Genomic DNA, 23,416 nt, shown 5'->3' with positions numbered 1-23,416 from the left:
CTAGTTTGATTTAGCCCTGATGAACTGCCGTGGAGAAGCCATCTTGAGCGCGGAATGGGGATGGATTTCGTTATAGTCCTCGATCCATCCGTCGATGAGCCGGAGCGCTGTTTCGGCGTCCGGTAGAGCTGAGATGCGGATATAGTCCCGCTTCAAGGTTTTGACGAAGGCCTCCGACATGCCGTTCGACTGCGGACTGGCCACCGGCGTGAAGCAAGGCGTCAGATTGAGCGCCTGGGCAAACAGTCTCGTGTCCCTCGCGGTGTAAGCCGAGCCATTGTCCGAGAGATGCTCTATTGCGTGCGGGGCTCTCGTTGCTGCGAAGCGCTTCTCGACCGCCTCCAGCATCATGTCGCGCACGTCAGAGCCGGAGATGCCGCCGTTGGCGACCGCCGTCCAGGCGATGATCTCGCGGTCGAAGGCGTCGATGATGAAGGCAAGACGAATGACCTCGCCATTCCAGCAGGTGAACTCCAACCCGTCCGAGCACCAGCGCAGGTTCGAGCGCATGACCATCACCTTGCCGTCATGGAGGCGGCCCTTGCGAACGGCGGTGTGCTTCTCCAGCAGCATGGCGTGGTTGCCCATGATGCGATGAACCCGTTTGGCGTTGACGACAGGCTTATCGGCGGCTCGCCTCTCGCGATTGAGGAGCGCGGTGATCCGCCGATAGCCATAGGTTGGCCTTTGATCCACCAGCCTGCGGATGATGGGCAAGAGGTCTGCATCCTCGGCCTTGTGATAGGAGCGACGCGGCTTCGATCTGCCTTTCAGCCGCTCGATCAGGTTGGAACGGGATACGCCAAGCGTGTCGGCGACTGATTTCATCGGGAACCGTCCTTCGGCAACAAGATCGGCCGCGATATCCGTTTTTTTGAGTCTGCTTTGGACAAGGCTTCGCGGAGAATTTCGACCTCCATCGTCTTGCGACCGAGCATGCGCTCCAGCTCGCGGACACGATCCTCCAGCTTCTTCACTTCCGAATTGCCGACAACCGGCTCGTCCGAATCCACGGCTGCAGCACCTCCCTCACTCAAAAGCCTGCGCCACCGGTAAAGCAGATTGGGCGCGACGCCATGGCGGCGAGCGGCCGAAGACACCGTCTCGCCTGGTTCGAAACTCTGCTCGATGATTGTCAGCTTCTGCTCGGTTGTCCAGCGCCTGCGGCGGACATCACCCGTCAGCAATTCAACATGTCGATACTCGTTAGACATAAGCCTGTCCTCAAGCCCGTGCTTGAGCCTTTCTGCTTATGCCGACTGTCCGGTCGAAATGGGGGGCAGTTCACACTGATTACCGGGGCATCGGGTTTTGTTGGTTCGCATTTGGCAGCGGACATGAGAAACCGTAACTTGCCGATTAGGGCTATAAGCCGAAGCGAAAGCCAGGGATCAATCAAGATTGAATCCTATACGCCCGAGACCGATTGGCGGCCTTATCTTCACAACGTGGACACCATCGTACACCTTGCAGCACGGGTGCACGTCATGCGAGAGACTGAAGCGAACCCGCTGGCAGCCTTTCGCCTTGCAAACGTTGACTCGACCATAAACTTGGCCAGACAAGCTGCTAAAGCCGGGGTCAAGCGCTTCATCTTCATGAGCACCATCAAGGTGAATGGGGAAGAAACGGAACCGGGCAGACCTTTCAGGAACTCTGATCCACCCAACCCGCAAGATCCCTACGCTATCTCGAAAACAGAAGCCGAGGCAGGACTTTGGAACGTTGCAAGTGAGACTGGATTGGAGATTACGGTAATCCGTCCGCCCCTGGTCTACGGCCCCGGCGTAGGTGGCAACTTCCGAACCCTAATCAAATGGGTGCATCACGGAATTCCGTCCGTTTTTGCAAATGTAAACAATAAAAGATCACTCATTTACGTTGGGAATCTAACGGACTTCATCATGCACGTAGTCGCCCACCCTGAGGCTAAGAATCGACATTTCCTAGTAAGCGACGGACAGTCTGTCTCCACCCACCAGTTAATGGATGAGATTGCCAGCGCAGAAGGCAAGAAACTGAGGAGCTGGCCGTTACCGGAAATCATTCTGAACATGGGTGGACGGATTTTTGGACTACAGGCCAAGGTTCAGCGCCTTATGACGTCACTTGAGGTGGATGACAGTAGCACGCGAATTTCGCTCAGCTGGCACCAACCGCACGAGGCTCAAGAGGCCCTAAGGATAACTACGAAACTTCAAATGTCCCTCTAGAGCATTTCATAAATCTAGAGTCTTGTAATTGCTCTGAAAAGAGAGCTCTTTAGCGAGGTTCTGAGCCCGGCTGCTTCCTAGTACCAGAGCTGGCTCGGTTTGTCTGAACAGCTTCGTGCCGATTGTTAAGTGGTTTCCGGCGCTTTTATGCCGCGAGGGGAATTGTCTGCGGCTGGTTGAAGTAGACCTGATCCGGAGTTTTCCGGTCAAGAGACGAATGTAGGCGGCGACTGTTGTAGAAGGCCAGATATAGGCCGATCCCGAGGCGGGCGTATGACACGGTTTTATAGGCGTGAAGATAAACCTCCTCGTATTTGATCGATCTCCAGAGCCTTTCGACGAAGACGTTGTCCCGCCAAGCTCCCTTGCCGTCCATCGAGATACTGATTTCGGCATCCTTCAACATCTTGATGGTAAGCGCTTGTTTCCATGCACATTGACGCGACGGTCTGAGCGGGTTCGCTGTCAGCTTGTCGTATCGGATCAGGCAGTCGTTGTTTTCGTGAAGTTGAACGGCAAAAGATCAGTGATGTCGGCACCTGATTCGCGCTGCGGCAATTCGGTGAGGATGTGGCGCAGGTATGCCAAGGGTTCGATACCGCAGGCGCGGCAGGTCAGCATGATGCTGTAGACGACTGCACTGGCGTTAGCTCCGTCCACGGTATCGCTGAAGAGCCACGATTTTCTGCCCGTTGCAAAAATCCTGATATCACGCTCAAGCAGGTTGTTATCGATCGGCATCCTGCCGTCTTGCGCGTAGAGTGTCAGATAGTCCCATTGGTTCAGGGTGTAGGACACGGCATCGCCGAGCTTGCTGTCCGGCAACACCTTCGGCGCGAGGTCATCGAGCCATGTCTTGAGGGCATTGAGGATGGGAATGCTGTGAAGCTGGCGAAAGCGGCGAATGCAGTCTTCTTGCCTTTCGCCTTCGTTCGGCTTTTCGTCCTTCGCCAACCTTTCTATCCGGTAGAGCTGCTCGAAGAACTTCAGCGCCTGCTCCGGCGGACCGCCACCTTTCTTTCTCGCCTTGAGGGCATTGACGAAGCGTCGTCTGGAATGGGCCATGCATCCGATATGGGTTGCCCTCCAGGGTGCGCCAGGCGGTGTAGCCGTCACTCATGATGATGCCGCGATAACGCCCAAGGAATGTCTGCGGATGGATCTGGCCGCGGCCCGGCTGGTAATCGAAGAGAACGATCGGCTCCTCGCTGTCCTCGCCGCTGCGATAGGCCCACATATACGACGTGTCAGCGGCCTCCCTGTCCTTTTCCTTCAGGACCTGGACCGTCGTCTCGTCGCCATGGATGAGCGGTTGGGACCGAAGTCGCAGTTTCAGCGCGTCATAGATGCGGGAAAGATGCCGCTCGCTCGATCCGATCACCCAGTGACCCAGAGCACCGCGGCTTACGGGAACACCGGCACGCTCGAAGGCCTGGGCCAGACGATAGAGCGGTGTGCCGTCGACATATTTGTGAACCAGCGCAAAGGCCAGCGTTGAAGCCGTGGCAATGCTGCCAGGCAGAGGCTGTGCGGGCATCGGCGCAAGGACAACCGGCGTGTTGATGCCGGTTCGATCGCAATTCCGGCAAGCGTACTTGAACCGGACATTCTGCAGGACCTTGGCCTTCACCTCGATGTGGAGCTGCTCGGTGACGGCCTCTCCCATGCGATGCATCTGATGCCGACAGCAGGGGCAGGCCTTCTGATCGTCGGCAAGGTCATATTCGACACGCTCGCGCGGCAGGCTTTCCGGCAAGGGTCTGCGCGCGTTTCTTGCCTTCTGGTCTTTCCACAGGCGGCAGGCCAGTATCCGGCAGGTCGGCGAGATCGCCGTGGTCGTCACCAGCGTCCTCGTCAACGGCAACCTGCTCGGCTTCATTGAACAGGCGATCGACGTGCTTTTCGCTTCTCGGCGCAAAGCGATGCAACCGCGCCAGCGCCAGCTCTTCCTCGAGTTTGACGATGCGCTGCGAAAGCGCTTCTTTCTCAGCCTTGAGCGCGGCGATTTCGGCAGCATGCGCCGCCAACTGCGCCATCAACTCTGCAACATCAGGTTCGCCGGTTCGGATCATCAGATTCTTGAATCGAAAGCCGGCGGCCGCGTCAACTCCTCAAATCACCTGCCCTTCGTCAGCCAGCCACCTGATACTGCCGCACCGGATGGCGCGCAAACGCGTCGATGTCGATGCCGTCGAGGATCCAGTGTAGTTGCTCGATCGAAAGCGTCACCACCGCAGTCTCCCGGCGCGGCCACCGGAACCGGTCTTCGGTCAATCGCTTCAGCACCATCACAAAGCCGGATCGATCAAAGAACAGGAGCTTCATCCGGTCACGGCGACGGTTGCAGAAGGCAAAGACCGCAGGCGCAAACGGGTCAAGTGCCATATCCTCCTGGACCAGGACAGCAAGGCTGTTGATCCCAGCCCTGAAGTCGATGGGCTCGCGATGCAGGTAGACCTTGAGATCTGCGCCTAGTCTGAACATGCCACCACCTGAACCCGGCCAAGTGCGCCGATGATCGCCGTCAACGCGTCCACATCACCACATTCCAGCGAAAGCTTTACGCCGTTCGGCAGCAAAGCCCGGATTTTGGAAGAACCTGACAGCCCTGCCGGCCTCTCCAGTGATGCTGCCTCGTCTTCACCACCTGCGACCGCCATATTCAGCGAGCGGGGCCCGACAGGCAGGCCACAGTCTGCGGCGACGACCGGGATGAACGCAGAACGGACAGGTCCTGCCGACAAGCAAGCCTCCCTGGCATCCTTCACCCATTTGCGCAGAACGTTGGCGTTGATCCCATGGGCAAGCGCCATGCCTGATATCGAAACCCCTGGCTGAAGGCAGGTCGATACAAGCCGGGCCTTTGATGCTGGATCATAGCGGCGTCGGCCATCACGCCCCACAAGGCGCACACGCAGTGTCTGCTCTTCGTCACTCATATTTGGTGTCCACCTATTTTTAAGTGGACACTTCATGCGACAGGGCTGTCAACGGGAAAAGGTGCAGGGAAATGCGCGCTTTCTCTTGATGAAGTCGAGGGACGTGAACTGGCTGCCCTGGTCGGTGTTGAAGATTTCATGGTTCCTGTTCCCGGCATACTGAATAGCCCCGAGATTTGTAGACACCTTCTTTCCTAATTTTGTAAGCGGCGAGCTGAGGCCGTTCAGCCCGCGTAATTCCACGGCATGAGTGCCTCGAGATCGCTGCTGGGCCAGCCGTTGGCGATGCGGTCGAGGGTCAGGGTGAGCCAGGCCTGCGGATCGACGTTGTTCATCTTCGCCGTCTGAAGGAGCGTGGCGATTGTCGCCCAGGTCCTTCCGCCGCCATCGCTGCCAGCGAAGAGACTGTTCTTTCTCGTTATTGTCTGGGGCCTGATGGCGCGCTCAACGATGTTGGAGTCGAGCTCGATGCGGCCGTCGGTGAGGAAGCGCTCGAAGATGGAGCGACGCGAGGTGGCATAGCGGATCGCTTCGGCAAGCTTCGACTTGCCGGAGATCCGTGGCAGGGTCTTCTGCCAGAGGGCGAAGAGCTCATTGAGTACAGCAGCAGATGTCGCCTGGCGCGCCGCGACACGGCCGTCAGGGCTCTGTCCCCGGGCCGCGGCTTCCACTTCCCAGAGCTTTGCCATCAGCTCCACCGTCTCGGTGGCGATCCTGGAACTATCCGAAGCGTGGAGCTCGTAGAACTTGCGCCTGCTATGGGACCAGCAGCCGGCCAGTATCACGCCATCATTGCCGCCGTCGGATCTGGCCAGCTTGTTGTAGGCACCATGCCCGTCAACCTGCAGAATACCGCGATAGCCACTCAGATGCTGGGCGACCCGATCGCCCGCGCGGCTATCTTCGAAGCGATAGGCGACCATCGGCGGACCACTGCCACCGAAGGGTCTGTCATCCCGGGCATCAGCCCATAGCCATGCCGTCTTGGCCGATCCGGATCCGGGCGCGAGCGTGGGCAACGTCGTCTCGTCAGCGAAGATGCGCTCCGCCTTCTTGATCTCGGCGAGGATGTAGTCGGCCAGGATATCGAGCTCAAAGCCGAGCTTGCCCATCCATTGGGCCATCAGCTTCCGGTCAAGCTCGACCTTGTCGCGGGCATAGATTGCCTCCTGTCGATAGAGCGGAAGGCCATCGGCATACTTCGAGACCGCGATCTGGGCGAGAAGCGCTTCCGTCGGAATGCCGCCCTCGATGATATGCGCGGGCGCGGCTGCCTGTACGACGCCGTCTTCGTTTTTGAAGGCATACTTCGGCCGGCGGGTGACGATGACGCGGAACTTCGCCGGCACGACGTCCAGCCGCTCCGAGACGTCCTCACCAATCAGAACCTTCTGTTTGCCGACATGCTCGGGCAGTTCGTCTGGCTCGATCACGACTTCGACCCGTTCCAGATGAGGTGCAAAGCCCTTGCGCGGTCGCGGCGGACGTTTGCCATCGGGATGGGTGACGCTCTTGTTCACCTGGGCTCGGATTGCAGCAATCCCGGTCTCGATTTCCTCGAAGACAAAAGCCTGTTGCTCATCATCGATGGTCGGAGATGCGAGCTTCTCCGATCGCCGGCCAAAGCGGGCACGATCGAAGGCTTTCAAGATCTGGGTCAGTCGCTGGATGCGTTCATCGGCATCGGCGTTCCTGGCCTTCAAATCTGCGACCTCGCTCTCGAGAGCATCGGCGCGCGCAGCCTTCTCGGCCATGGCAAGGACCATGGCCCTCAGGGTCTCTACATCATCCGGGAGCTGCAAATCGGGCGGCGTCATAAAGCCTACCAGAGCAGATTTTGCTCCGATTTTCTTGCGCTTTCAGACGGTTGATTCATTTCGCCGCAGGCCTTTACCCAACAATCTCCGGCGGCTTCACCGTCACCGAACGGACCCGTTTCCAGTCCATGCCATCAACGAGCGCCATGAGCTGGACGTGGTTGAGCTGCACCCGGTTATGGCCGATCCGTGGCCAGCAGAACTGCGCCTTCTCCAACCGTTTCGAGTAGAGGCATACTCCTGATCCATCCCACCAGACGATCTTGACCCGGTCGGCCCGCTTTGCCCGGAAGACGTAGAGCGAGCCGTTGAACGGATCATTGCCGGCATCTCGCACCAGCGACAGCAGGCTGTCCGGCCCTTTGCGGAAGTCGATGGGATGGCTGGCGAGGAAGACTTTTACACCTGCGGGGATCATGCTGAACGAACCGCCCGGATCACGCGCTGCAGATGAGCTTCGTCAGCATCGACGGGAGCGCGCACGACGACATCGCCAATCAGAACTTCGATTATCGCAACGCCTGCAGATGGCGTGACTGCCTGATGGCCGCTCGAGCCTATGCTCTTTTTGTGAGGGCCAAGCGCGGCGCGACGCCAGCTAAATAGTTGTGACGGGTGGATATCAAGCCGACGTGCAATCGCTGAGACGCTCGAACCAGGCTCAAGTGCCTCTGCCACTGCCCGTGCTTTGAAATCATCCGACCAGCGTCGGCGAAGCTGCCGGGGTGCGCCCTCAAAGCGATCCGCAACAGCCTCGATCATATGGAAAGTTCTAGTTCCAGAGCTAGGCGCTGACATAGAAGCTCACAGCGGTTCATCTTGTCCGCTACCGATAGCCGACCGCTAAGCTGCTTCGCCAGATGGGGTCTGCTTGTCGCTTACCTAATTTTGAGGCACGAAGAGCATCATGAGCAAATCGAATTTCAGCGAAGAGTTTAAGCGGGACGCGGTGCGTCAGATCACGGAACGGGGCTATCCGGTTGCGGAGGTTTCGCAGCGGCTGGGTGTGAGCCCGCACTCACTCTATGAGTGGAAGAAGAAGTTCTCCTCCGTGTCTGGCAACCAGGGCAGCGACCAGGCCGACGAGATCAGGCAGCTTAAAAGGAATTGGCGCGTGTCACCGAGGAGCGCGACATATTAAAAAACGATCACGGGCTTCGGTCCGCCTGTGCGCGGTAGAAACATGCTGTGCTACGCTGGCCGCCGGAGGGGAGTTGCCGACTGCTTATTGGAGGCGATCGACCCCGTTAAAAAACGTGGCACATGGGCTCTTGCGGACTTGAGAATGGTGACGCCGCCTTGGCGGTGATCCCGGTTAGGAAAATGACGAACTTGCTCGGCCCAGCCCCTCCCGATCCAAAGGAGGAGAAGCCATGCTAAAGACAAGTTCATCCATGCCGCAGAACCTGACCCGCATGAACCCTGGAGCGGCGGCCATCGACATCGGGTCCACGATGCATATGGCTGCGGTCAATCCGGATTGTGCCGAGTTGCCAATTCGCTCATTTGGGACCTTCACCCACGATTTGCATGATCTTGCCGCTTGGTTCAGATCCTGCGGTGTCACCAGCGTGGCGATGGAGTCGACCGGCGTCTACTGGATACCGGCTTACGAGATTCTGGAGCAACACGGCTTCGAGGTGATCCTGGTCAACGCGCGTTATGCAAAAAACGTCCCTGGCAGGAAGACGGACGTCAGCGATGCGGCATGGCTTCGCCAGTTGCATTCCTATGGCCTGTTGCGCGGAAGCTTTCGGCCGAACGCACAGGTGGCAACGCTGCGTGCCTACCTGCGCCAGCGAGAACGGCTGGTCGAGTATGCGGCGGCTCATATCCAGCATATGCAGAAAGCTCTGATGGAGATGAACTTACAGCTCCACCATGTTGTCTCCGACATCACAGGCGTGACCGGCATGAAGATCATCCGTGCGATCGTCTCCGGCGAGCGCGATCCAGACGTTCTGGCTTCATTGCGTGATGTTCGTTGCCACTCGTCGGTCGAAACAATCAGAGCATCCCTGATCGGCAATGATCGTGATGAGCACGTCTTTGCCCTTTCCCAGTCACTGGAGCTTTACGACTTCTACCAGGCGAAAATGCTCGAATGCGACCGCAAGCTTGAAGTGTCGATTGCTTCCATGACCGTGGACCGTGAAGCGCCGCTCCCGCCGCTACCAAAGGTCCGGACGAAGACCAAACAGACAAATGCACCGTCCTTCGATGTGCGAGCTGCACTCTACGGTCTCACCCGGACAGATTTGACCCAGATTCACGGTCTCGGCTCCTCGCTCGCGCTAAAGCTCATCGGCGAATGCGGAACGGATCTGAGGGCATGGCCCTCTGCTAAGCACTTCACATCGTGGCTCTGTCTCGCACCCGGCAACAAGATCTCCGGAGGCAAAGTGCTTTCGTCCCGGACCCGTCGATCCTCTAGCCGCGCCGCGGCGCTGTTGAGGTTGGCTGCCACCACGATTGGGCGAAGTGACACCGCCCTCGGCGCGTTTTACCGACGGCTGGCAGGGCGCATCGGTAAGCAGAAGGCAGTGACGGCGACGGCCCGCAAGATTGCAGTCCTTTTCTACAATGCGTTGCGATTTGGAATGGTCTATCGGGATCCAGGAGCTGCGGCTTACGATGAACGGCATCGTGGCCGCGTCTTAGCCAACCTCCAGCGCCGCGCCCGGTCCATGGGCTACGAGCTTGCACCCATAACGGCTGGAGACTGTGTTTCTTAGGAAGGCCGCAGCCTACTTTGCCAGGGACGCGATATGAAGACGCGTTCATTGCAAAGCATCAGCAGCGATTTTCGGTGCGGACGATGTGCCGCCTGTTGCGCATCCACCCCAGCGGCTTTTACGCTTGGCTCCGGATACCCTTGAGCAAGCGTGCCTGTGAGGACAAGCGCCAGATCGATCTGCTCCAGACGGCCTGGGAAGAGAGTGGCAGGGTCTACGGGTATCGCAAGCTTCATGACGACCTGCTCGATCACGGCGAGACATGCTGCCCCAACCGGGTTGCGCGTCTGACGCGGATTGCCGGGATAAGGGCTCAGATCGGCTACAAGCGACGTCCCGGAGTTTACGGCGGCAGGCCATCCATTGTCATCGACAACACGCTGGCTCGGCAATTCGACGTTGCTGCTCCGGACAAGGCGTGGGTCACTGACATCACCTACATCCGGACCAGCGAAGGCTTCGCCTATCTCGCGGTGGTGATCGATCTCTATTCTCGCCGTGTCATCGGCTGGTCGATGCAGAGCCGTCAGACAACAGATGTCGTGCTGCAGGCGTTGCTGATGGCTGTCTGGAGGCGGAAACCAAAGGAAAAGGTTCTGGTGCATTCGGATCAGGGATCACAATTCACCAGCATGGACTGGGCAGCGTTCCTAAAGCACCACAATCTGGTTCACTCGATGAGCCGACGGGGCAACTGCCATGACAATGCCGTGGCTGAGAGCTTCTTCAATCTGTTGAAGCGGGAGCGAATACGCCGAAAGGTCTATCGCTCAAGAGACGAAGCAAGGCAGGACGTGTTCGATTACATCGAGATGTTCTACAACCCGAAGCGCAAGCATGTCAGAAACGGGATGCTGTCGCCCGTCGAGTTCGAAAGGCAGCAGAAAACGTAACCCGAGGGTGTCTACGAAACTCGGGGCTATTCATACTGCCGTGTTCAAAAGCCGAAAGCCACTTATCTCAACTGTTCAATTTTCCCGAGCCAGCTCTACCTACGGCATATGAATAGTCATGCTATGGCACTTGAAATACGCAAAAATGCGATCAATCCATAATGATGGATGAACGATAAGGGATTCGATATTGTGTTTTGTGCGGGAACCTCCTAATCGGTCGGCCATACAACGAGGGTGTAAAGCTGTCGGCTAGCGACCCTATCACAACATACGTCAATGGAGATCTGTGTGACAAAGCGAGCATTAATCACTGGCATCACAGGCCAAGATGGTGCCTATCTGGCAGCTTTATTGCTTGAGAAAGGTTATGAGGTTCATGGTCTCGCCCGGCGCTCAAGCAGTTCTGACGTCAATCTCAGCCGTCTTGATTGGCTAGGCATCACAAAGGATGTCAGAATCGTTGACGGAAATCTCCTCGACCTGTCAGGCTTGATTCGCACCTTGCGTGATGTACAGCCAGGTGAGGTGTACAACCTTGGTGCGCAGTCTTTCGTTAAATCGTCGTGGCAGCAGCCTGTTTTGACCGGCCAAGTTACTGGTATTGGCGTCGCAAACGTCCTTGAGGCTGTCCGCCTCGAACTGCCGAACGCGCGCTTCTATCAAGCCTCGTCTTCAGAGATGTACGGGCTAATCCAGGAGCCGATGCAGTCGGAAGTCACTCCGTTTTACCCTCGCTCGCCGTACGCGGTCGCCAAGCTCTACGGCCATTGGCTGACTGTGAATTATCGCGAGAGCTTCGGTCTACATGCGTCGAGCGGCATCCTTTTTAACCATGAATCGCCGCTGCGCGGCATCGAGTTCGTTACGCGTAAGGTCACCGACGGAGTCGCACGTATCAAGCTGGGGCTGGCCAGCGAACTGCGCCTCGGCAACATCGATGCCAAGCGCGATTGGGGTCATTCCAAGGACTATGTCCGCGCAATGTGGATGATGCTACAACAAGATGTTGCGGACGATTATGTGATCGCCACTGGCCGCACCACGACTGTGAGAGACATGTGCAAGATCGCGTTTGAACACGCTGGCCTCGACATCGACAAGCATCTTGTCATTGACCCAGATCTCTTCCGTCCGGCTGAAGTCGATGTGCTCCTTGGTAATCCACAGAAGGCAAAGGACGCTTTCGGCTGGGAAGCGACCATTACGCTTGAAGACATGATTGTAGAGATGGTGGATGCCGATCTGAAACGCTTGTCGCATCTAAAGTCGGTTTAAGGAGGCTGAATGCCCGAGCAACCTAGGATCCTTGTCACTGGCGCCACCGGTTTTGTCGGCACGTGGCTGATGAGGATCCTGCGTGACCTCCCTGTTGAGACCAGCTTAGAGCTGATTTCCGCCGGTCGTGGTGCTGGCTGCGATGTCGAGTTGGACGTCACAAATAAAGCAGCATCAGCGGCGGTTTTGCGGGACTGCCGTCCAACCGCTGTGATTCATCTTGCCGCAATAGCGGCACCACAAGAGGCGCGTAGGGACAGCGCACAGGCTTGGGATGTCAACTTCCACGGGACAGTCAATCTGGCGTCAGCTGTCCTCAATGAGGCCCCCGATTGCCGCTTTATCTTCGCTGGCAGTGCAGAAGCCTACGGGCAAACCTTCGCAAAAATGGACGGTGCGGCGGTAGGCGAGGACTGCGCGCTTAAGCCAATGACGGTATATGGAGCAACAAAGGCTGCTGCTGATATCGCCGTGGGCCAGATGTATTTTGACGGTCTACGCTCCATCCGTTTCCGTCCCTTCAATCATACGGGCCCGGGCCAGACAGATTCGTATGTAATTCCCGCATTCGCCAGTCAGATCGCCCGAATAGAAGCAGGTACTGTCCCTCCGGTGATCGAGGTCGGCAATTTGACAGCTCAACGGGACTTCCTCGATGTTCGTGATGTTGTTCAGGCTTATGCCCTCGCTGCGCTTGGAACTGATCGGCAAGCAGAGGGTAGGGTGTTCAACCTAGCATCGGGTAAGGCCGTTTCAATTCGAAGCATCCTCGATACCCTGGTTCGGCTGTCCGGACGTCAGATTGAGGTATGCGTGTCGCCAGAGCGGGTTCGGCCTGTTGACATTCCGACAGCGTGCGGCGATGCGCATGCTGCCAAGCGCCTCCTTGGCTGGGTGCCCCAAATTGAGCTTGAATACACAATACAAGCTGTTCTTTCCGACTGGAGAGGCCGGTTCACCGCAGCCGTATAAGCCTATTTGGAGTTGCTCGCCGTGTTGAGAAGCCTCTGGCAATATAGATACTTTATGCTGTCCTCGATCCGAGGAGAACTCAAGGGACGTTTTGCGCGTTCTTATCTCGGCGGCTTCTGGTTCATCTTGCATCCCTTGGCGCAATCTCTGATCTTTTCCATCGTGCTGGCCGAGGTGATGCATGCGCGGATACCGAACATGGAGAGCAGAGCATCTTATCCCATTTACCTATTGTCTGGCATGGCAGTGTGGGGCCTGTTTACGGAAATCCTCAATCGCAGCATGACCATCTTTATCGATCAGGCTGCTGCATTGAAGAAGATTGCCTTCCCTCGGCTCTGCCTTCCGGTGATCGTCTGGGGAGGAGCGATCATCAACCACCTGTTGCTGCTACTCGCTATTGCAGTCATTTTCGCCTTCTTCGGACACTACCCAGGCGCGGCGTGGATTTATATCCCATTTGGCATTGCCCTAGTTTCCGCATTAGCATTTGGTATAGGCGTGTTCCTTGGTATCATCAATGTGTTTGCGCGAGACGTGGGACAGATCATGATGGTCCTGATGCAGTTGTGGTTCTGGTTGACCCCAATAGTCTATGTGAAGAATGTGGTCCCAGAAAGCGTACATGCTTACATCGATCTGAACCCGATGACAGGACTGGTGGCGATCTATCAAGACGCCCTGTTGCTCAATCAGGCACCGAACTTCGGCAATCTTGTACCGTCAGCCATAGTGGCATTCCTAGCAGTCTCGGCATCGTTCATCCTCTTCCGACGTGCTAGTCCTGAACTGGTGGATGCCCTCTGATGACAAGCGTGTTGACCGTCTCTGCCGTAAGCAAGCGTTATGCTACCTACAAAAGCAACCTGCACCGCTTTGCAAGCTGGTTTGGGGCTAAGATAAGCCCTGTTTCCGAATACTGGGCGAACAGAAGCATCTCTTTCGAAGTCAAGGCTGGTGAAGCGCTCGCCCTGATCGGTCAGAATGGCGCTGGAAAGAGCACACTGCTGAAAATGATCACAGGCACCGTGCGCCCCACACAGGGTAAGATCACCGTATCTGGCCATATCAGCGCCATTCTCGAATTGGGCCTAGGCTTTAACCCTGAATTCACGGGCCGGCAAAATATCTATCATGCCGGCGGCCTTATGGGATTTGCACAGGAAGAACTTTCCGACCTGATGCCTTCTATCGAGGCCTTCGCCGAGATCGGTGAGTTCTTCGATCAGCCGATCCGCGTCTATTCGAGTGGCATGCAAGCGCGCCTCGCCTTTGCCCTGGCAACAGCAAAGCGGCCTGAAGTCTTAATCGTCGACGAGGTCCTGTCCGTCGGCGACAGCTATTTTCAGCACAAGAGCTTTGATAAGATCCGCCAGTTCAAGGACCAGGGAACGTCAATCATACTCGTCACGCATAGCCTCGGTGATGTTCGCGCACTATGTGACAGGGTCATTCTTTTAGACAAAGGCCGCGTGTTGAAAGATGGACTGCCGGATGAGGTGGTCGACTTTTACAATGCGATGATAGCTGAACGGGAGAATGCGAAGGCTGGCAGCAGCGTTGCTCAGACTCGTGGGCCAGACGGTTGGGTCAAGACTCGATCAGGTACCTTCGAAGTCTCTATCAGCACAATCAAACTGCTCGACGCCAAGTCTATGGAGCCCGTCAGCACCGCCCGAGTAGGGCAAAAACTTCTTTTGCGCTTGGAGGCGCAGACTCATTCCGACATACCGAGCCTAGTTTTGGGTTATACGCTTCGCGACCGAACCGGACATCTAGTTTGGGGCACAAACACCTGGCATACAGACCAAGTCTTGCGCAATGTTGATGCCTACAAATTGCTTGTTTTTGAAACAGCATTTACGTGCACTTTGGGGCCAGGATCATACTCTTTTTCACCGGCCCTCGTATCGTCAGACACACATCTCGATAAAAACTACGAATGGCAAGATAATGCACTTGTGTTCGACGTCGTGAATTCGGAACACACGATGTTTATTGGGACAAATTTCATCGATGCCCAGTTTTCAATAAATGGAAGATTGTAATGTTTGTGTCGCACGCTCAAAACTTCGAAGATGTGATCTTGTGGCGAGCATTGAAGCACGTTGAGAATGGCTTCTATATTGATATAGGGGCACAAGACCCCGTCAACGATTCGGTAAGCCGTGGCTTTTACGAGAAGGGCTGGCGCGGAATTCACGCCGACGCGAGTCCATTCTATGCTGATAAGATCAGGCTAGACCGGCCAGATGAGCTAGTGATCCAAGCCGCCATAGGAACCGGGCAAGGCAAACTTAACTTTTTCGAGATTGCTGACACGGGACTGAGTACCGGAGACGCCCGAATAGCGGACATGTACCGCAAGGCCGGAAAAGTACTCCGCGAAGTCGAAGTTGAAATCTTGCCACTTTCAAGCATCTTAGAGATGGCAGGCGATCGCCAAATTCATTGGATGAAGATTGATGTCGAAGGCATGGAAGCGTCCGTCATAAAGAGCTGGGGGGAAGCAAAAGCAAGACCTTGGATTTTGGTAGTTGAAGCGACCGAACCAAATGCCCAGACACCCTCCCATGAACCTTGGGAACAAATTCTCCTCGGCTACGGATATATCTATTGTTACTTCGACGGACTAAGCCGTTTCTACGTGAACGAAACTCAATCGCGACTTATAAAATATTTTGGACCTGGGCCAAATGTATTTGATCAATTCATGCTGCCCTCTCACTCTGGCTTTGTTGATCCGACACCTCGTCGCGAGATGGAACTTTTTTACCGGGCTGAGATCTCATCGATATCGGCGCAGCTGCTACATGAAAAGGAACTAGTTCGATCCTTCCAGGAGTCGACCTCATGGAAAGTCACAGCACCTCTACGAAAAGCGGGCCACATAGGCCACAGGATCAGGGAGAATGCTGCGGCGTGGACGAGCTTCGAGCTCCGCTCAAGTGGCCGGGATGCGGCGCGATGGCTTTTGACCCACTTAATGCTCTGGGTTAGACAGCGCCCCCGATTAGCACGCACTGCCCTTAATGCCCTCAGCCTGTTTCCGTATTTACAACGTCGTGTTGTCTTAGCGGCGCAGGCGCGGGGAATGGCACTTTCGATTCAGACCGCTTCCGGTAAGGGAGATGTGCTGTGGCATCTGGACGTTGATCCTGAAATTGTCACCAAATTAGAATCGCTCGGAAAAAAACAGCAGGAAAAATAAATGCCCGATCAACTTCGGTTATGGCTGGATGGCCAGTGTCTTCAAACCTCCAGTCGCATGCGGGGAATCGGTCGATATGTTGGAGGATTTATCCGGGGCCTTGTCGAGCAGAGCAGTGGAGTAGATCTTCACGTTTCACTGAACGCGGCCATGCCTCAGCAGGCTGTCGCAGCACGGGATTTTCTAAGCAGATGGCTAAAACCGGAAAACATCCACGTCTGGCACGGCGTTGTCGAACAAGGGGAAGCAATCGAAGGGCTGACAGCTAAGCGGCGCCTGAGCGAGATTGCGATAGCATATCACGTTTCCTGCTTACGGCCGGACATAGCGATTTCGGCCAGCCCATTTGAAGGCGCATATGATCAGTCGGTACCATTCCTACCGAGCGATTTCGGCGAAATACCAACGGCCTCCATCTTCTACGATGCAATCCCTTACCGTTTCCGCGATCGATATTTGGCCGACAAACAGAGCCGAAAATACTATCAGCGGCGGCTTCAAGCCTTCAGTGCATTTGATGTTAACTTATGTATTTCCGATTTCGCTAGGCAAGAACTAGCAGATCTCGTAAACGGCGACTGCTCAGTGAACATCGGAGCGGGCGTATCCGATCAGTTTAAAGACGTGCATTTTTTGCAACAAAAGGCACCGCGTGAGGAAAATACACTCTTATACGTCGGAGGCTTTGATTGGCGCAAAAACGTACCCGCCGTCATTAGGGCTATCAGCTTATTAGACAATCCGCTGCGAGACGAGGTCAAATTTTTGATAATTGGAGATATTGATGCTCCGACAGAAGCGGAACTGAAGAGGAATTGGATCGATGTTCAGCTTCCTCCACAAAATATTCGCCTGATAGGGCACGTGCCGGACGAGCGATTATTCGAGTATTATCGAAGCGTTTCTGCTGTGATCCAGCCCTCGCTAATGGAAGGATTTGGTTTAACTGCCTTGGAAGCAATACTCTGTGGTACGCCTGTCATTGCTGCAAATACTGGCGCACTTCCTGAAGTAATTATTGACCGAGCTCATTTGTTTGATCCCATAGATCATCTTGACATCGCACGTCATGTCGATGGCGTATTGCGGCGACGGGGAGAGTCTACCCTGTCTCAAAAGGCCCAGGAACATGCTCGTAAATTTTCATGGGACCGCACCGCATCGATTGCGATAGGTGCACTTAGAGACGTTTGCAGACTGCGGATTGCTTCGTCACTTGAAAAGCGTCGCGAGCAGCTCGCTCAGGATGCCGTTCACGCTGCCTCGACGCTAAGGCTCCGGCAAGAGCTAGTAGTAGGCTGTCTTGCACGTGCCGAACCACGAAAAGCAGACGCGTCTCGACTTATAATTGACGCTACATCGACAGTTATCACCGATGGCGGCTCAGGTATCCAGAGAGTGGTTAAGAAGATCTGTTCAACCATGAGCTCCATGCCGACATCGTTAGTTTTGGTTGGTTTTAGCAACGACTCTGACGAATGGTTTGAAGTAAAAGATAGATGCCTCTCGATGGGAGTCGAGGAGACCAAGCGCACTGGAAAGCGCATATTTTTTACCGAACGTGATCATATTCTGATGCTTGATAGCTCATGGACCTTTCATGCCCAGCATGCGCGAAGCCTGATGAATGCACGAATTCGGGGCGCACAAATTACGACTTGCCTGTATGATACCGTACCTTTGCGAGCATCCGGTTTCTGCCATGCCGGTATGCCTCCCGTCTTTTCGAAATGGCTGCAAACCGCACTGACATATTCGACGGGTTTCGTTTGCATCTCGCAAGCAGTAGCTGATGAGCTTCTCGATATATTGAAACAGATTCGATTCCCCCGTCCCGTTAATATCGGTTTCTGGCCTTTGGGAGCGGATTTCGGGGAAAAGCAGGAAACACGTGATTTCTCGCAACCTATAAATGCTCTTACTCAATTTCTGATGGTTGGAACAGTTGAGCCAAGGAAAGGATACCGCGTTGCCCTTGACGCCTTTGATGAGCTTTGGGCAAAGAACAGCAATGTCAGCCTCACAATAGTCGGGAAAGTTGGGTGGGGGGCGGAACACATCATTAAGAGAGTACAGAGCCATCCACAGTACGAAAAAAAGCTGTTCTGGCGCAGCAGCGCATCTGATCTCGAGCTTAGCATGGAATATGCAGCAGCGGATTGCCTCATTGCTTCGTCATTCGCGGAAGGCTTTGGGCTCCCGATTGTTGAGGCTGGTTACTTTGGCAAGCCGATTATAGCAAGCGACATTCCAGTATTCAGGGAGGTGTCGGCCAAATCAGTCCATTCCGACTTCTTTGAAGTCGGCAACTCTCAGGCTCTTGCTGATTGCATAAACAGATTCTCTTCACGCCCACATCAAGGCGATATGAAAGCGGTGCAACGATGGGAGAATTGGACGGAGAGCGCGGAGAACCTCAGGGAGGTTATCAGCAATGGCAAGTGGTATCACCGCTACGCACCTAAAGACGCTGCCTCCTTTGTAAACCCGGACAACATTGGGGAATTCGAGGTAACAAAGGCGCTCGAAGTAGACCATAGTCGCCATCACCTGCGCTTGATTGATGGTCCAATGAACGCAGATATCAACGATGCGCAAAAACTCATCGTACAGATTACCAATAAATCTGATGCAATTTGGTCTAGCAAGGGCACGAAAGCGAAGATGTATGGTGTTTTTGTTGGATGTCGTCTCTTTGACAGGCACGGGTACCTCATATCAGAGGGATGTAGGACGGAAATACCTTTGATAATTGCGCCCGGGGACGTGGTATATCTACCTGTTGAGGTTCCCAACAGTTGGTTCAAGTACCAAGATGCATTCGTGCATGTTGAGATGTATCAAGAGGGTGTGTGCTGGTGGGGCAATCCGCTTGCGCTGCCGGTTCAAGAGATCAAAGGAGAGTTGGAGTGCGTATAGGTGTCGATGCTCGCAACCTTGTCTCTAGCATCAGCGGTATTGGTCGCTACGTGCTAGAAATGTGCCGGGCGTTGGAAGCTCGCGGCCACTCACTGGTCTTGTACCTACCAGAGAGATCCCAATTTCCTCTACCAGATTTACTGGATTGCGAGCTTCGTATTGAGAACTTTAAGGGACCGTGGCGCCGAGCCATCTGGAGTATGACAGCGCTTCCCAAAGCTGTAAGAAGGGATCAGCTTGATCTTTTTTGGGGACCTGCACACCGGCTTCCACTAGGTCTTCCACCTCGGCTCCCAACCGTTGTTACGATTCACGATCTTGTTTGGCTCAAAGCTCCTGAAACAATGAGATGGCAGACTTGGCTAGGAGAGCGGGCGTTTATGGCAGCCTCGCTCAAACGTGCCCAGCACATCATCGCAGATTCCAAAGCGACCGCTGATGACATCGTCTCGTTTCTCCCGGCGGCCGATGGCCGAGTGCAAGTCGTTTATCCAGGGCTCACAAACCTTCCTCCACCAGGCGGGCGAGAGCTCGTGCCAACGGATCGCCAAGGTCAGAAGCAGCCATACGCACTGTTCGTGGGCACCTTGGAACCAAGAAAAAACCTCGCCCGCCTTCTTGAGGCATTTGCATCCATCCATTCTTCGAACCTTGCCGGCTTGAAACTAGTTATCGCCGGTGGTCAAGGTTGGCGAATGGGTGATTTATCAACTTTGATAGCGCATCTGGGCATTCATGACCGGACGATTCTCACTGGCTATGTTTCAGATGCAGAGCTCGCACAACTTTATTCGTCAGCAGAGTTTCTTCTGATGCCCTCCCTCTATGAAGGATTTGGATTTCCGATCATCGAGGCGCAGAGTTTTGGAGTGCCGGTCATTACGTCAAGCGTTTCGTCAATGCCCGAGGTGGCAGGCGACGGAGCGATGCTGGTCAATCCACTAAGTACTAAGGAAATTGCGGAGGCGATTAAGCGCTTATCCTCGGAATTAACCCTTAAGTCGGAACTATCAAGCCGCGCACTCGCAAACGCCCGTCGCTTCTCCTGGCCAAAGGCGAGCAAAGAACTCATAGGCTACATCAATAGCTAGAGCCACTCATCCTAACCCCAGCCTGAGCTGTATCCCCCATCCGCCAAGAGACCAAGCAAATACTTTCCGTACGAGGACAGTCCCATCGATGTCGCAATTTCTTGTAACTCGCTGTCGTTGATCCAACCTTGGCGCCATGCAATTTCTTCTGGACAAGAGACCTTGAAACCTTGTCTTTTCTCAATGGTGGACACGAAATGTGACGCTTCCAACAAACTGTCGTGCGTCCCAGTATCTAGCCAAGCGAAACCACGCCCCAATATCCTTACATTCAAATTTCCATTACGCAAGTAAACATCATTTACATCTGTAATCTCTAGCTCGCCGCGCACGGATGGACGCACAGTCTTAGCAATTTCCACCACATCCGAATCATAGAAATAAAGACCAGTCACAGCGTATCTACTTTTAGGTAAAACTGGTTTTTCTTCGATAGAAGTAGCTTTTTGATGCTGATCGAATGTAACAACTCCATATCGCTCTGGATCATTCACCGCATAGGCGAAAACAGTTGCGCCATCAGTGTCGGAACAAGCGTCTACCAGTAGGTCCCTCAGACCATGCCCATAGAAGAGATTGTCTCCCAAAACCAGCGCGCACGGTTCCCCAGCTAAGAATTGCTCACCTATTAGAAAGGCTTGCGCCAAACCATCAGGGCTAGGTTGCACGGCGTAAGAAAATGCCATCCCCCACTTGCGACCGGTCCCAAGCAAAGACTGAAATGCCGGCATATCCTTAGGAGTGGTTATTATCAGAACCTCCCTAATTCCTGCCATCATTAGACTACTCAGTGAGTAGTAAATCATCGGCTTGTCGAATATGGGAAGAAGTTGCTTCGAAGTGACACTCGTTACCGGATAGAGGCGGCTCCCTTGCCCCCCAGCAAGAATAACCCCTTTCCGCTTTACAGTCCGACTCACGCGCCTGTTCTCCGGCTACGTCCCATACGAACCCTCTCTATCCACTGAGAATTATTCAAATACCACTCAACGGTCTTGACTATACCGTCTTCAAACAACGTTGCTGGTTCCCATCCAAGGCTCTTTCTTATCTTCTCAGCATTAACGGCATATCGCCTATCGTGACCCAGTCGATCCGAGACGTGCGTGATCAGTCTGCTGTACTCGCCAGCTGAGCAAGGGACCAGTCTGTCGAGGATCGTACAAATGAAACGAACAACCTCAATATTAGTTTTTTCATTATCCCCCCCAATGTTGTAAGTTTCTCCGCGCCCACCTGATTTGATAACCATGGAGAGCGCTTCACAATGATCTTCGACAAAGAGCCAATCTCGTACCTGCATTCCATCGCCATAGAGAGGGATGGCCCGTCCTTCAATTGCGTTAGCAATGGTAAGAGGTATTAGCTTTTCTGGGAATTGAAAAGGTCCATAATTATTTGAGCAATTCGTGATTATGACTGGAAGGCCGTAGGTGTGGTAATAAGCTCGCGCTAGATGGTCGCTCGAAGCCTTGCTAGCGGAATAGGGACTATTCGGCCGAAATTGGTTTTGCTCATTGAAAGGGCTTTCGTCCTGCAATAGCGCTCCATAAACCTCGTCCGTAGAAATATGAATAAAGCGGAAATCAGCCGGCTGCCCCTCCTCTTGCCAATAATTTAGAGAAGCATTCAAGAGGCTGTAAGTACCGACGATGTTCGTCATAATAAAATCGTACGGCCCCTTGATACTGCGATCGACGTGGGACTCTGCGGCAAAATGTACAATTACGGTTGGATGATAATGTCGTAGCAACGTGAGCATACTGTCTTCATCGCATATATCGCCCTGTTGAAACGCGTAATGGGGACTCTCATCGACATCGGCAAGATTCGCAAGATTTCCAGCATACGTAAGCTTGTCGAGATTGATGACCGGGCCGAGTCCTTCCCTTATCGCGTAGCGGATAAAATTACTGCCTATAAAGCCGGCTCCCCCTGTAACAAGCATCATGACACCACCCCGCCGATAAGGGAATTTCTAATAGCATGCAGGAGCTCATCGGAACGTGTTTCCAGCCCTGGCCACATAGGAAGTCGAACTAGGCAATCAGATGCACGTTCTGTAACGTCCATGGCCCCACTCACCCTACCGTAGCGGCGCCCGGCGGGTGACGAATGAAGCGACACATAATGAAACGCTGTCTGAACCTGCCGCAGCCTCATCTGCTCCATAAATTCTGCCCGAGCTTTAGAACTCTCCATCATAAGATAAAACATATGCGCATTGTGGAGGCAGTCTTCGGGAACGACGGGCAGCCCCACCGAAGCAACCGAAGCACTAATGCCAGCGAAATAGAGTTGCCAGAGATTACGTCTCTTCGCAGTGATCTCTTTTAACTTCTCCAGTTGAGCGCATAGGAGAGCTGCAACGACGTCACTAGGCAAGTAGCTAGACCCGACATCGCACCACGTATATTTATCTACGTGACCGCGAAAGAACTGACTTCTATTTGTTCCTTTTTCCCTAATAATTTCAGCTCTCTGCAAGTAACGCTTGTCATTGATCAAAAGAGCCCCACCCTCTCCCGAGATAATGTTCTTTGTGTCGTGAAAACTCAAACAACCTAGATGGCCTATGGTGCCAAGTGCTGTGCCCTTGTAGAACGAACCAAGCGCTTGGGCTGCATCCTCTACAACGCTTAGATCGTGCTCGTTCGCAATCTTCATTATCTTCGACATATCGCAAGACACACCAGCATAGTGCACCACAACTATTGCCTTAGTACGGCTCGTTATAGCATCCGCGATTTTCTGCTCATCAATGTTTAGAGTGTCAGGTCTAATATCAACAAAAACTGGCACGCAGCCGCGCAAAACAAACGCGTTTGCGCTAGACACAAAAGTAAAGGATGGCATTATGACTTCGTCACCTTCTCGCAAATCAAGCAGCAACGCAGCCATTTCTAAAGCGGCTGTACACGAATGCGTCAGCAGCACATGCTGGCAACCCGTTTCATCAGAAAGTAGCTTGGTGGCTCTTTTTGTAAATGCGCCGTCTCCCCGGAGGTGGCCGGAGCGAATTGCTTCAATCGCATACTCGACCTCAATGTCGCCAACGTACGGTTTGTTGAACGGGATCATCTGACTTTAAATCCACTCATATAGAAGATCGCCTCAAAAAACGGACCTAGCTTTCCGCCAAGAAAACGGCGCGATCACACTTTGTTGCTCACCGGTATGCGAAGTTGCATCTTCAGAATATCTTGTCAATTAGATAAGGTTTTTGGAGTTGCAGCCGCCCCCTACGAATACGCTCGTCGTTCAGCATCTTCCAGCCATTCAGCATGACCAGCACTTGATGGGTCCGGCGGAAGCAGAGCCACAGCCACTTCACATCCACTACCACGT

At 54.3% G+C, this 23,416-nt stretch carries 18 protein-coding genes and 4 pseudogenes; 11 read left to right on the top strand and 11 right to left on the bottom strand.

Features of this window, described 5'->3' with window-relative positions:
• Positions 1-1,214, bottom strand: a protein-coding gene (locus FE840_RS18970; RefSeq protein WP_138289831.1) for an IS3 family transposase whose coding sequence is annotated in 2 segments (ribosomal slippage) — positions 1-878 and positions 878-1,214 — 1,215 coding nt in all. Because the reading frame shifts where the segments join, the coding sequence is not laid out codon by codon here.
• On the opposite strand from FE840_RS18970, the gene FE840_RS18965 reads away from it, so the two are divergent.
• Positions 1,194-2,213 (top strand): NAD-dependent epimerase/dehydratase family protein, encoded by a 1,020-nt coding sequence (locus FE840_RS18965; protein WP_179028223.1) that lies wholly within the window; start codon positions 1,194-1,196, stop codon positions 2,211-2,213. The genes FE840_RS18970 and FE840_RS18965 overlap by 21 nt on opposite strands.
• A gap of 145 nt (positions 2,214-2,358) precedes the next feature.
• Here the strand turns inward: FE840_RS18965 and FE840_RS18960 are convergent.
• The 7 genes and pseudogenes from FE840_RS18960 to FE840_RS18930 form a co-directional block, all read right to left on the bottom strand.
• Positions 2,359-2,619 (bottom strand): annotated as a pseudogene (locus tag FE840_RS18960) (integrase core domain-containing protein); the annotation flags it as partial.
• 77 nt (positions 2,620-2,696) lie between these two features.
• Positions 2,697-4,285: pseudogene (gene tnpC / locus FE840_RS18955) on the bottom strand (IS66 family transposase).
• 58 nt (positions 4,286-4,343) lie between these two features.
• Positions 4,344-4,697, bottom strand: coding sequence for an IS66 family insertion sequence element accessory protein TnpB (tnpB, locus tag FE840_RS18950; RefSeq protein ID WP_138289821.1), 354 nt, complete (start codon positions 4,695-4,697; stop codon positions 4,344-4,346).
• A complete protein-coding gene (gene tnpA / locus FE840_RS18945; RefSeq protein WP_138289823.1) occupies positions 4,685-5,152 on the bottom strand; it encodes an IS66-like element accessory protein TnpA in 468 nt (155 codons plus the stop codon). The genes tnpB (FE840_RS18950) and tnpA overlap by 13 nt, the downstream gene beginning before the upstream one ends.
• Before the next feature lie 224 nt (positions 5,153-5,376).
• Positions 5,377-6,969 (bottom strand): IS66 family transposase, encoded by a 1,593-nt coding sequence (gene tnpC, locus FE840_RS18940; protein WP_138289712.1) that lies wholly within the window; start codon positions 6,967-6,969, stop codon positions 5,377-5,379.
• A gap of 73 nt (positions 6,970-7,042) precedes the next feature.
• Positions 7,043-7,387 carry an IS66 family insertion sequence element accessory protein TnpB gene (gene tnpB / locus FE840_RS18935; protein WP_138289710.1) on the bottom strand — a complete coding sequence of 115 codons (345 nt, stop codon included), beginning with the start codon at positions 7,385-7,387 and terminating at the stop codon, positions 7,043-7,045.
• A complete protein-coding gene (locus FE840_RS18930) occupies positions 7,384-7,731 on the bottom strand; it encodes a transposase (protein ID WP_138289708.1) in 348 nt (115 codons plus the stop codon). Before FE840_RS18930 ends, tnpB (FE840_RS18935) begins: the two co-directional genes overlap by 4 nt.
• A 145-nt stretch (positions 7,732-7,876) precedes the next feature.
• Between FE840_RS18930 and FE840_RS18925 the strand changes: the two are divergent.
• The 10 genes and pseudogenes from FE840_RS18925 to FE840_RS18880 form a co-directional block, all read left to right on the top strand.
• A pseudogene (locus FE840_RS18925) lies at positions 7,877-8,112 on the top strand (transposase); the annotation flags it as partial.
• A gap of 230 nt (positions 8,113-8,342) precedes the next feature.
• Positions 8,343-9,704 (top strand): IS110 family RNA-guided transposase, encoded by a 1,362-nt coding sequence (locus FE840_RS18920; protein ID WP_138289707.1) that lies wholly within the window; start codon positions 8,343-8,345, stop codon positions 9,702-9,704.
• Between the two features lie 38 nt (positions 9,705-9,742).
• Positions 9,743-10,597 (top strand): annotated as a pseudogene (locus FE840_RS18915) (IS3 family transposase); the annotation flags it as partial.
• A gap of 291 nt (positions 10,598-10,888) precedes the next feature.
• Positions 10,889-11,875, top strand: a complete 987-nt coding sequence (locus FE840_RS18910) for a GDP-mannose 4,6-dehydratase (protein ID WP_246318943.1) — start codon at positions 10,889-10,891, stop codon at positions 11,873-11,875.
• 9 nt (positions 11,876-11,884) lie between these two features.
• Positions 11,885-12,847 carry a GDP-mannose 4,6-dehydratase gene (locus FE840_RS18905; protein ID WP_138289703.1) on the top strand — a complete coding sequence of 321 codons (963 nt, stop codon included), beginning with the start codon at positions 11,885-11,887 and terminating at the stop codon, positions 12,845-12,847.
• Positions 12,848-12,868: 21 nt separating this feature from the next.
• Positions 12,869-13,654 (top strand): ABC transporter permease, encoded by a 786-nt coding sequence (locus tag FE840_RS18900; protein WP_138289701.1) that lies wholly within the window; start codon positions 12,869-12,871, stop codon positions 13,652-13,654.
• Positions 13,654-14,895, top strand: a complete 1,242-nt coding sequence (locus FE840_RS18895; protein ID WP_138289699.1) for an ABC transporter ATP-binding protein — start codon at positions 13,654-13,656, stop codon at positions 14,893-14,895. The genes FE840_RS18900 and FE840_RS18895 overlap by 1 nt, the downstream gene beginning before the upstream one ends.
• A complete protein-coding gene (locus tag FE840_RS18890) occupies positions 14,895-16,058 on the top strand; it encodes an FkbM family methyltransferase (RefSeq protein ID WP_138289697.1) in 1,164 nt (387 codons plus the stop codon). Before FE840_RS18895 ends, FE840_RS18890 begins: the two co-directional genes overlap by 1 nt.
• A complete protein-coding gene (locus tag FE840_RS18885; protein ID WP_138289695.1) occupies positions 16,059-18,977 on the top strand; it encodes a glycosyltransferase in 2,919 nt (972 codons plus the stop codon).
• Positions 18,968-20,068 carry a glycosyltransferase family 4 protein gene (locus FE840_RS18880; protein WP_138289693.1) on the top strand — a complete coding sequence of 367 codons (1,101 nt, stop codon included), beginning with the start codon at positions 18,968-18,970 and terminating at the stop codon, positions 20,066-20,068. The genes FE840_RS18885 and FE840_RS18880 overlap by 10 nt, the downstream gene beginning before the upstream one ends.
• An 11-nt stretch (positions 20,069-20,079) precedes the next feature.
• Here the strand turns inward: FE840_RS18880 and rfbA are convergent, their stop codons facing one another.
• The 3 genes from rfbA to rffA are packed head-to-tail and all read right to left on the bottom strand — an operon-like array spanning position 20,080 to position 23,149.
• The gene (gene rfbA / locus FE840_RS18875) at positions 20,080-20,988 is read right to left on the bottom strand and encodes a glucose-1-phosphate thymidylyltransferase RfbA (protein ID WP_138289691.1); all 909 of its coding nucleotides are present in this window, start codon (positions 20,986-20,988) and stop codon (positions 20,080-20,082) included.
• Positions 20,985-22,019, bottom strand: a complete 1,035-nt coding sequence (gene rfbB / locus FE840_RS18870; RefSeq protein WP_138289689.1) for a dTDP-glucose 4,6-dehydratase — start codon at positions 22,017-22,019, stop codon at positions 20,985-20,987. Before rfbB ends, rfbA begins: the two co-directional genes overlap by 4 nt.
• Positions 22,016-23,149 carry a dTDP-4-amino-4,6-dideoxygalactose transaminase gene (gene rffA, locus FE840_RS18865; protein WP_138289687.1) on the bottom strand — a complete coding sequence of 378 codons (1,134 nt, stop codon included), beginning with the start codon at positions 23,147-23,149 and terminating at the stop codon, positions 22,016-22,018. The genes rfbB and rffA overlap by 4 nt, the downstream gene beginning before the upstream one ends.
• Positions 23,150-23,416: the final 267 nt, after the last annotated feature.

The organism is Peteryoungia desertarenae (assembly GCF_005860795.2).
In the GTDB taxonomy this organism is placed as follows: Bacteria; Pseudomonadota; Alphaproteobacteria; order Rhizobiales; family Rhizobiaceae; genus Allorhizobium; species Allorhizobium desertarenae.
Note: the sequence above shows the minus strand (reverse complement) of the source record. Positions and strands in the feature narration are given on the sequence as shown.

Excerpts from the sequence above, each read along its gene's own strand:
- FE840_RS18965 (WP_179028223.1), top strand. The coding sequence starts at position 1,194 with ATGTCGATACTCGTTAGACATAAGCCTGTCCTCAAGCCCGTGCTTGAG.
- tnpB (WP_138289821.1), bottom strand. The coding sequence starts at position 4,697 with ATGTTCAGACTAGGCGCAGATCTCAAGGTCTACCTGCATCGCGAGCCC.
- tnpA (WP_138289823.1), bottom strand. The coding sequence starts at position 5,152 with ATGAGTGACGAAGAGCAGACACTGCGTGTGCGCCTTGTGGGGCGTGAT.
- tnpC (WP_138289712.1), bottom strand. The coding sequence starts at position 6,969 with ATGACGCCGCCCGATTTGCAGCTCCCGGATGATGTAGAGACCCTGAGG.
- tnpB (WP_138289710.1), bottom strand. The coding sequence starts at position 7,387 with ATGATCCCCGCAGGTGTAAAAGTCTTCCTCGCCAGCCATCCCATCGAC.
- FE840_RS18930 (WP_138289708.1), bottom strand. The coding sequence starts at position 7,731 with ATGATCGAGGCTGTTGCGGATCGCTTTGAGGGCGCACCCCGGCAGCTT.
- FE840_RS18920 (WP_138289707.1), top strand. The coding sequence starts at position 8,343 with ATGCTAAAGACAAGTTCATCCATGCCGCAGAACCTGACCCGCATGAAC.
- FE840_RS18905 (WP_138289703.1), top strand. The coding sequence starts at position 11,885 with ATGCCCGAGCAACCTAGGATCCTTGTCACTGGCGCCACCGGTTTTGTC.
- FE840_RS18895 (WP_138289699.1), top strand. The coding sequence starts at position 13,654 with ATGACAAGCGTGTTGACCGTCTCTGCCGTAAGCAAGCGTTATGCTACC.
- FE840_RS18890 (WP_138289697.1), top strand. The coding sequence starts at position 14,895 with ATGTTTGTGTCGCACGCTCAAAACTTCGAAGATGTGATCTTGTGGCGA.
- FE840_RS18885 (WP_138289695.1), top strand. The coding sequence starts at position 16,059 with ATGCCCGATCAACTTCGGTTATGGCTGGATGGCCAGTGTCTTCAAACC.
- rfbB (WP_138289689.1), bottom strand. The coding sequence starts at position 22,019 with ATGATGCTTGTTACAGGGGGAGCCGGCTTTATAGGCAGTAATTTTATC.
- rffA (WP_138289687.1), bottom strand. The coding sequence starts at position 23,149 with ATGATCCCGTTCAACAAACCGTACGTTGGCGACATTGAGGTCGAGTAT.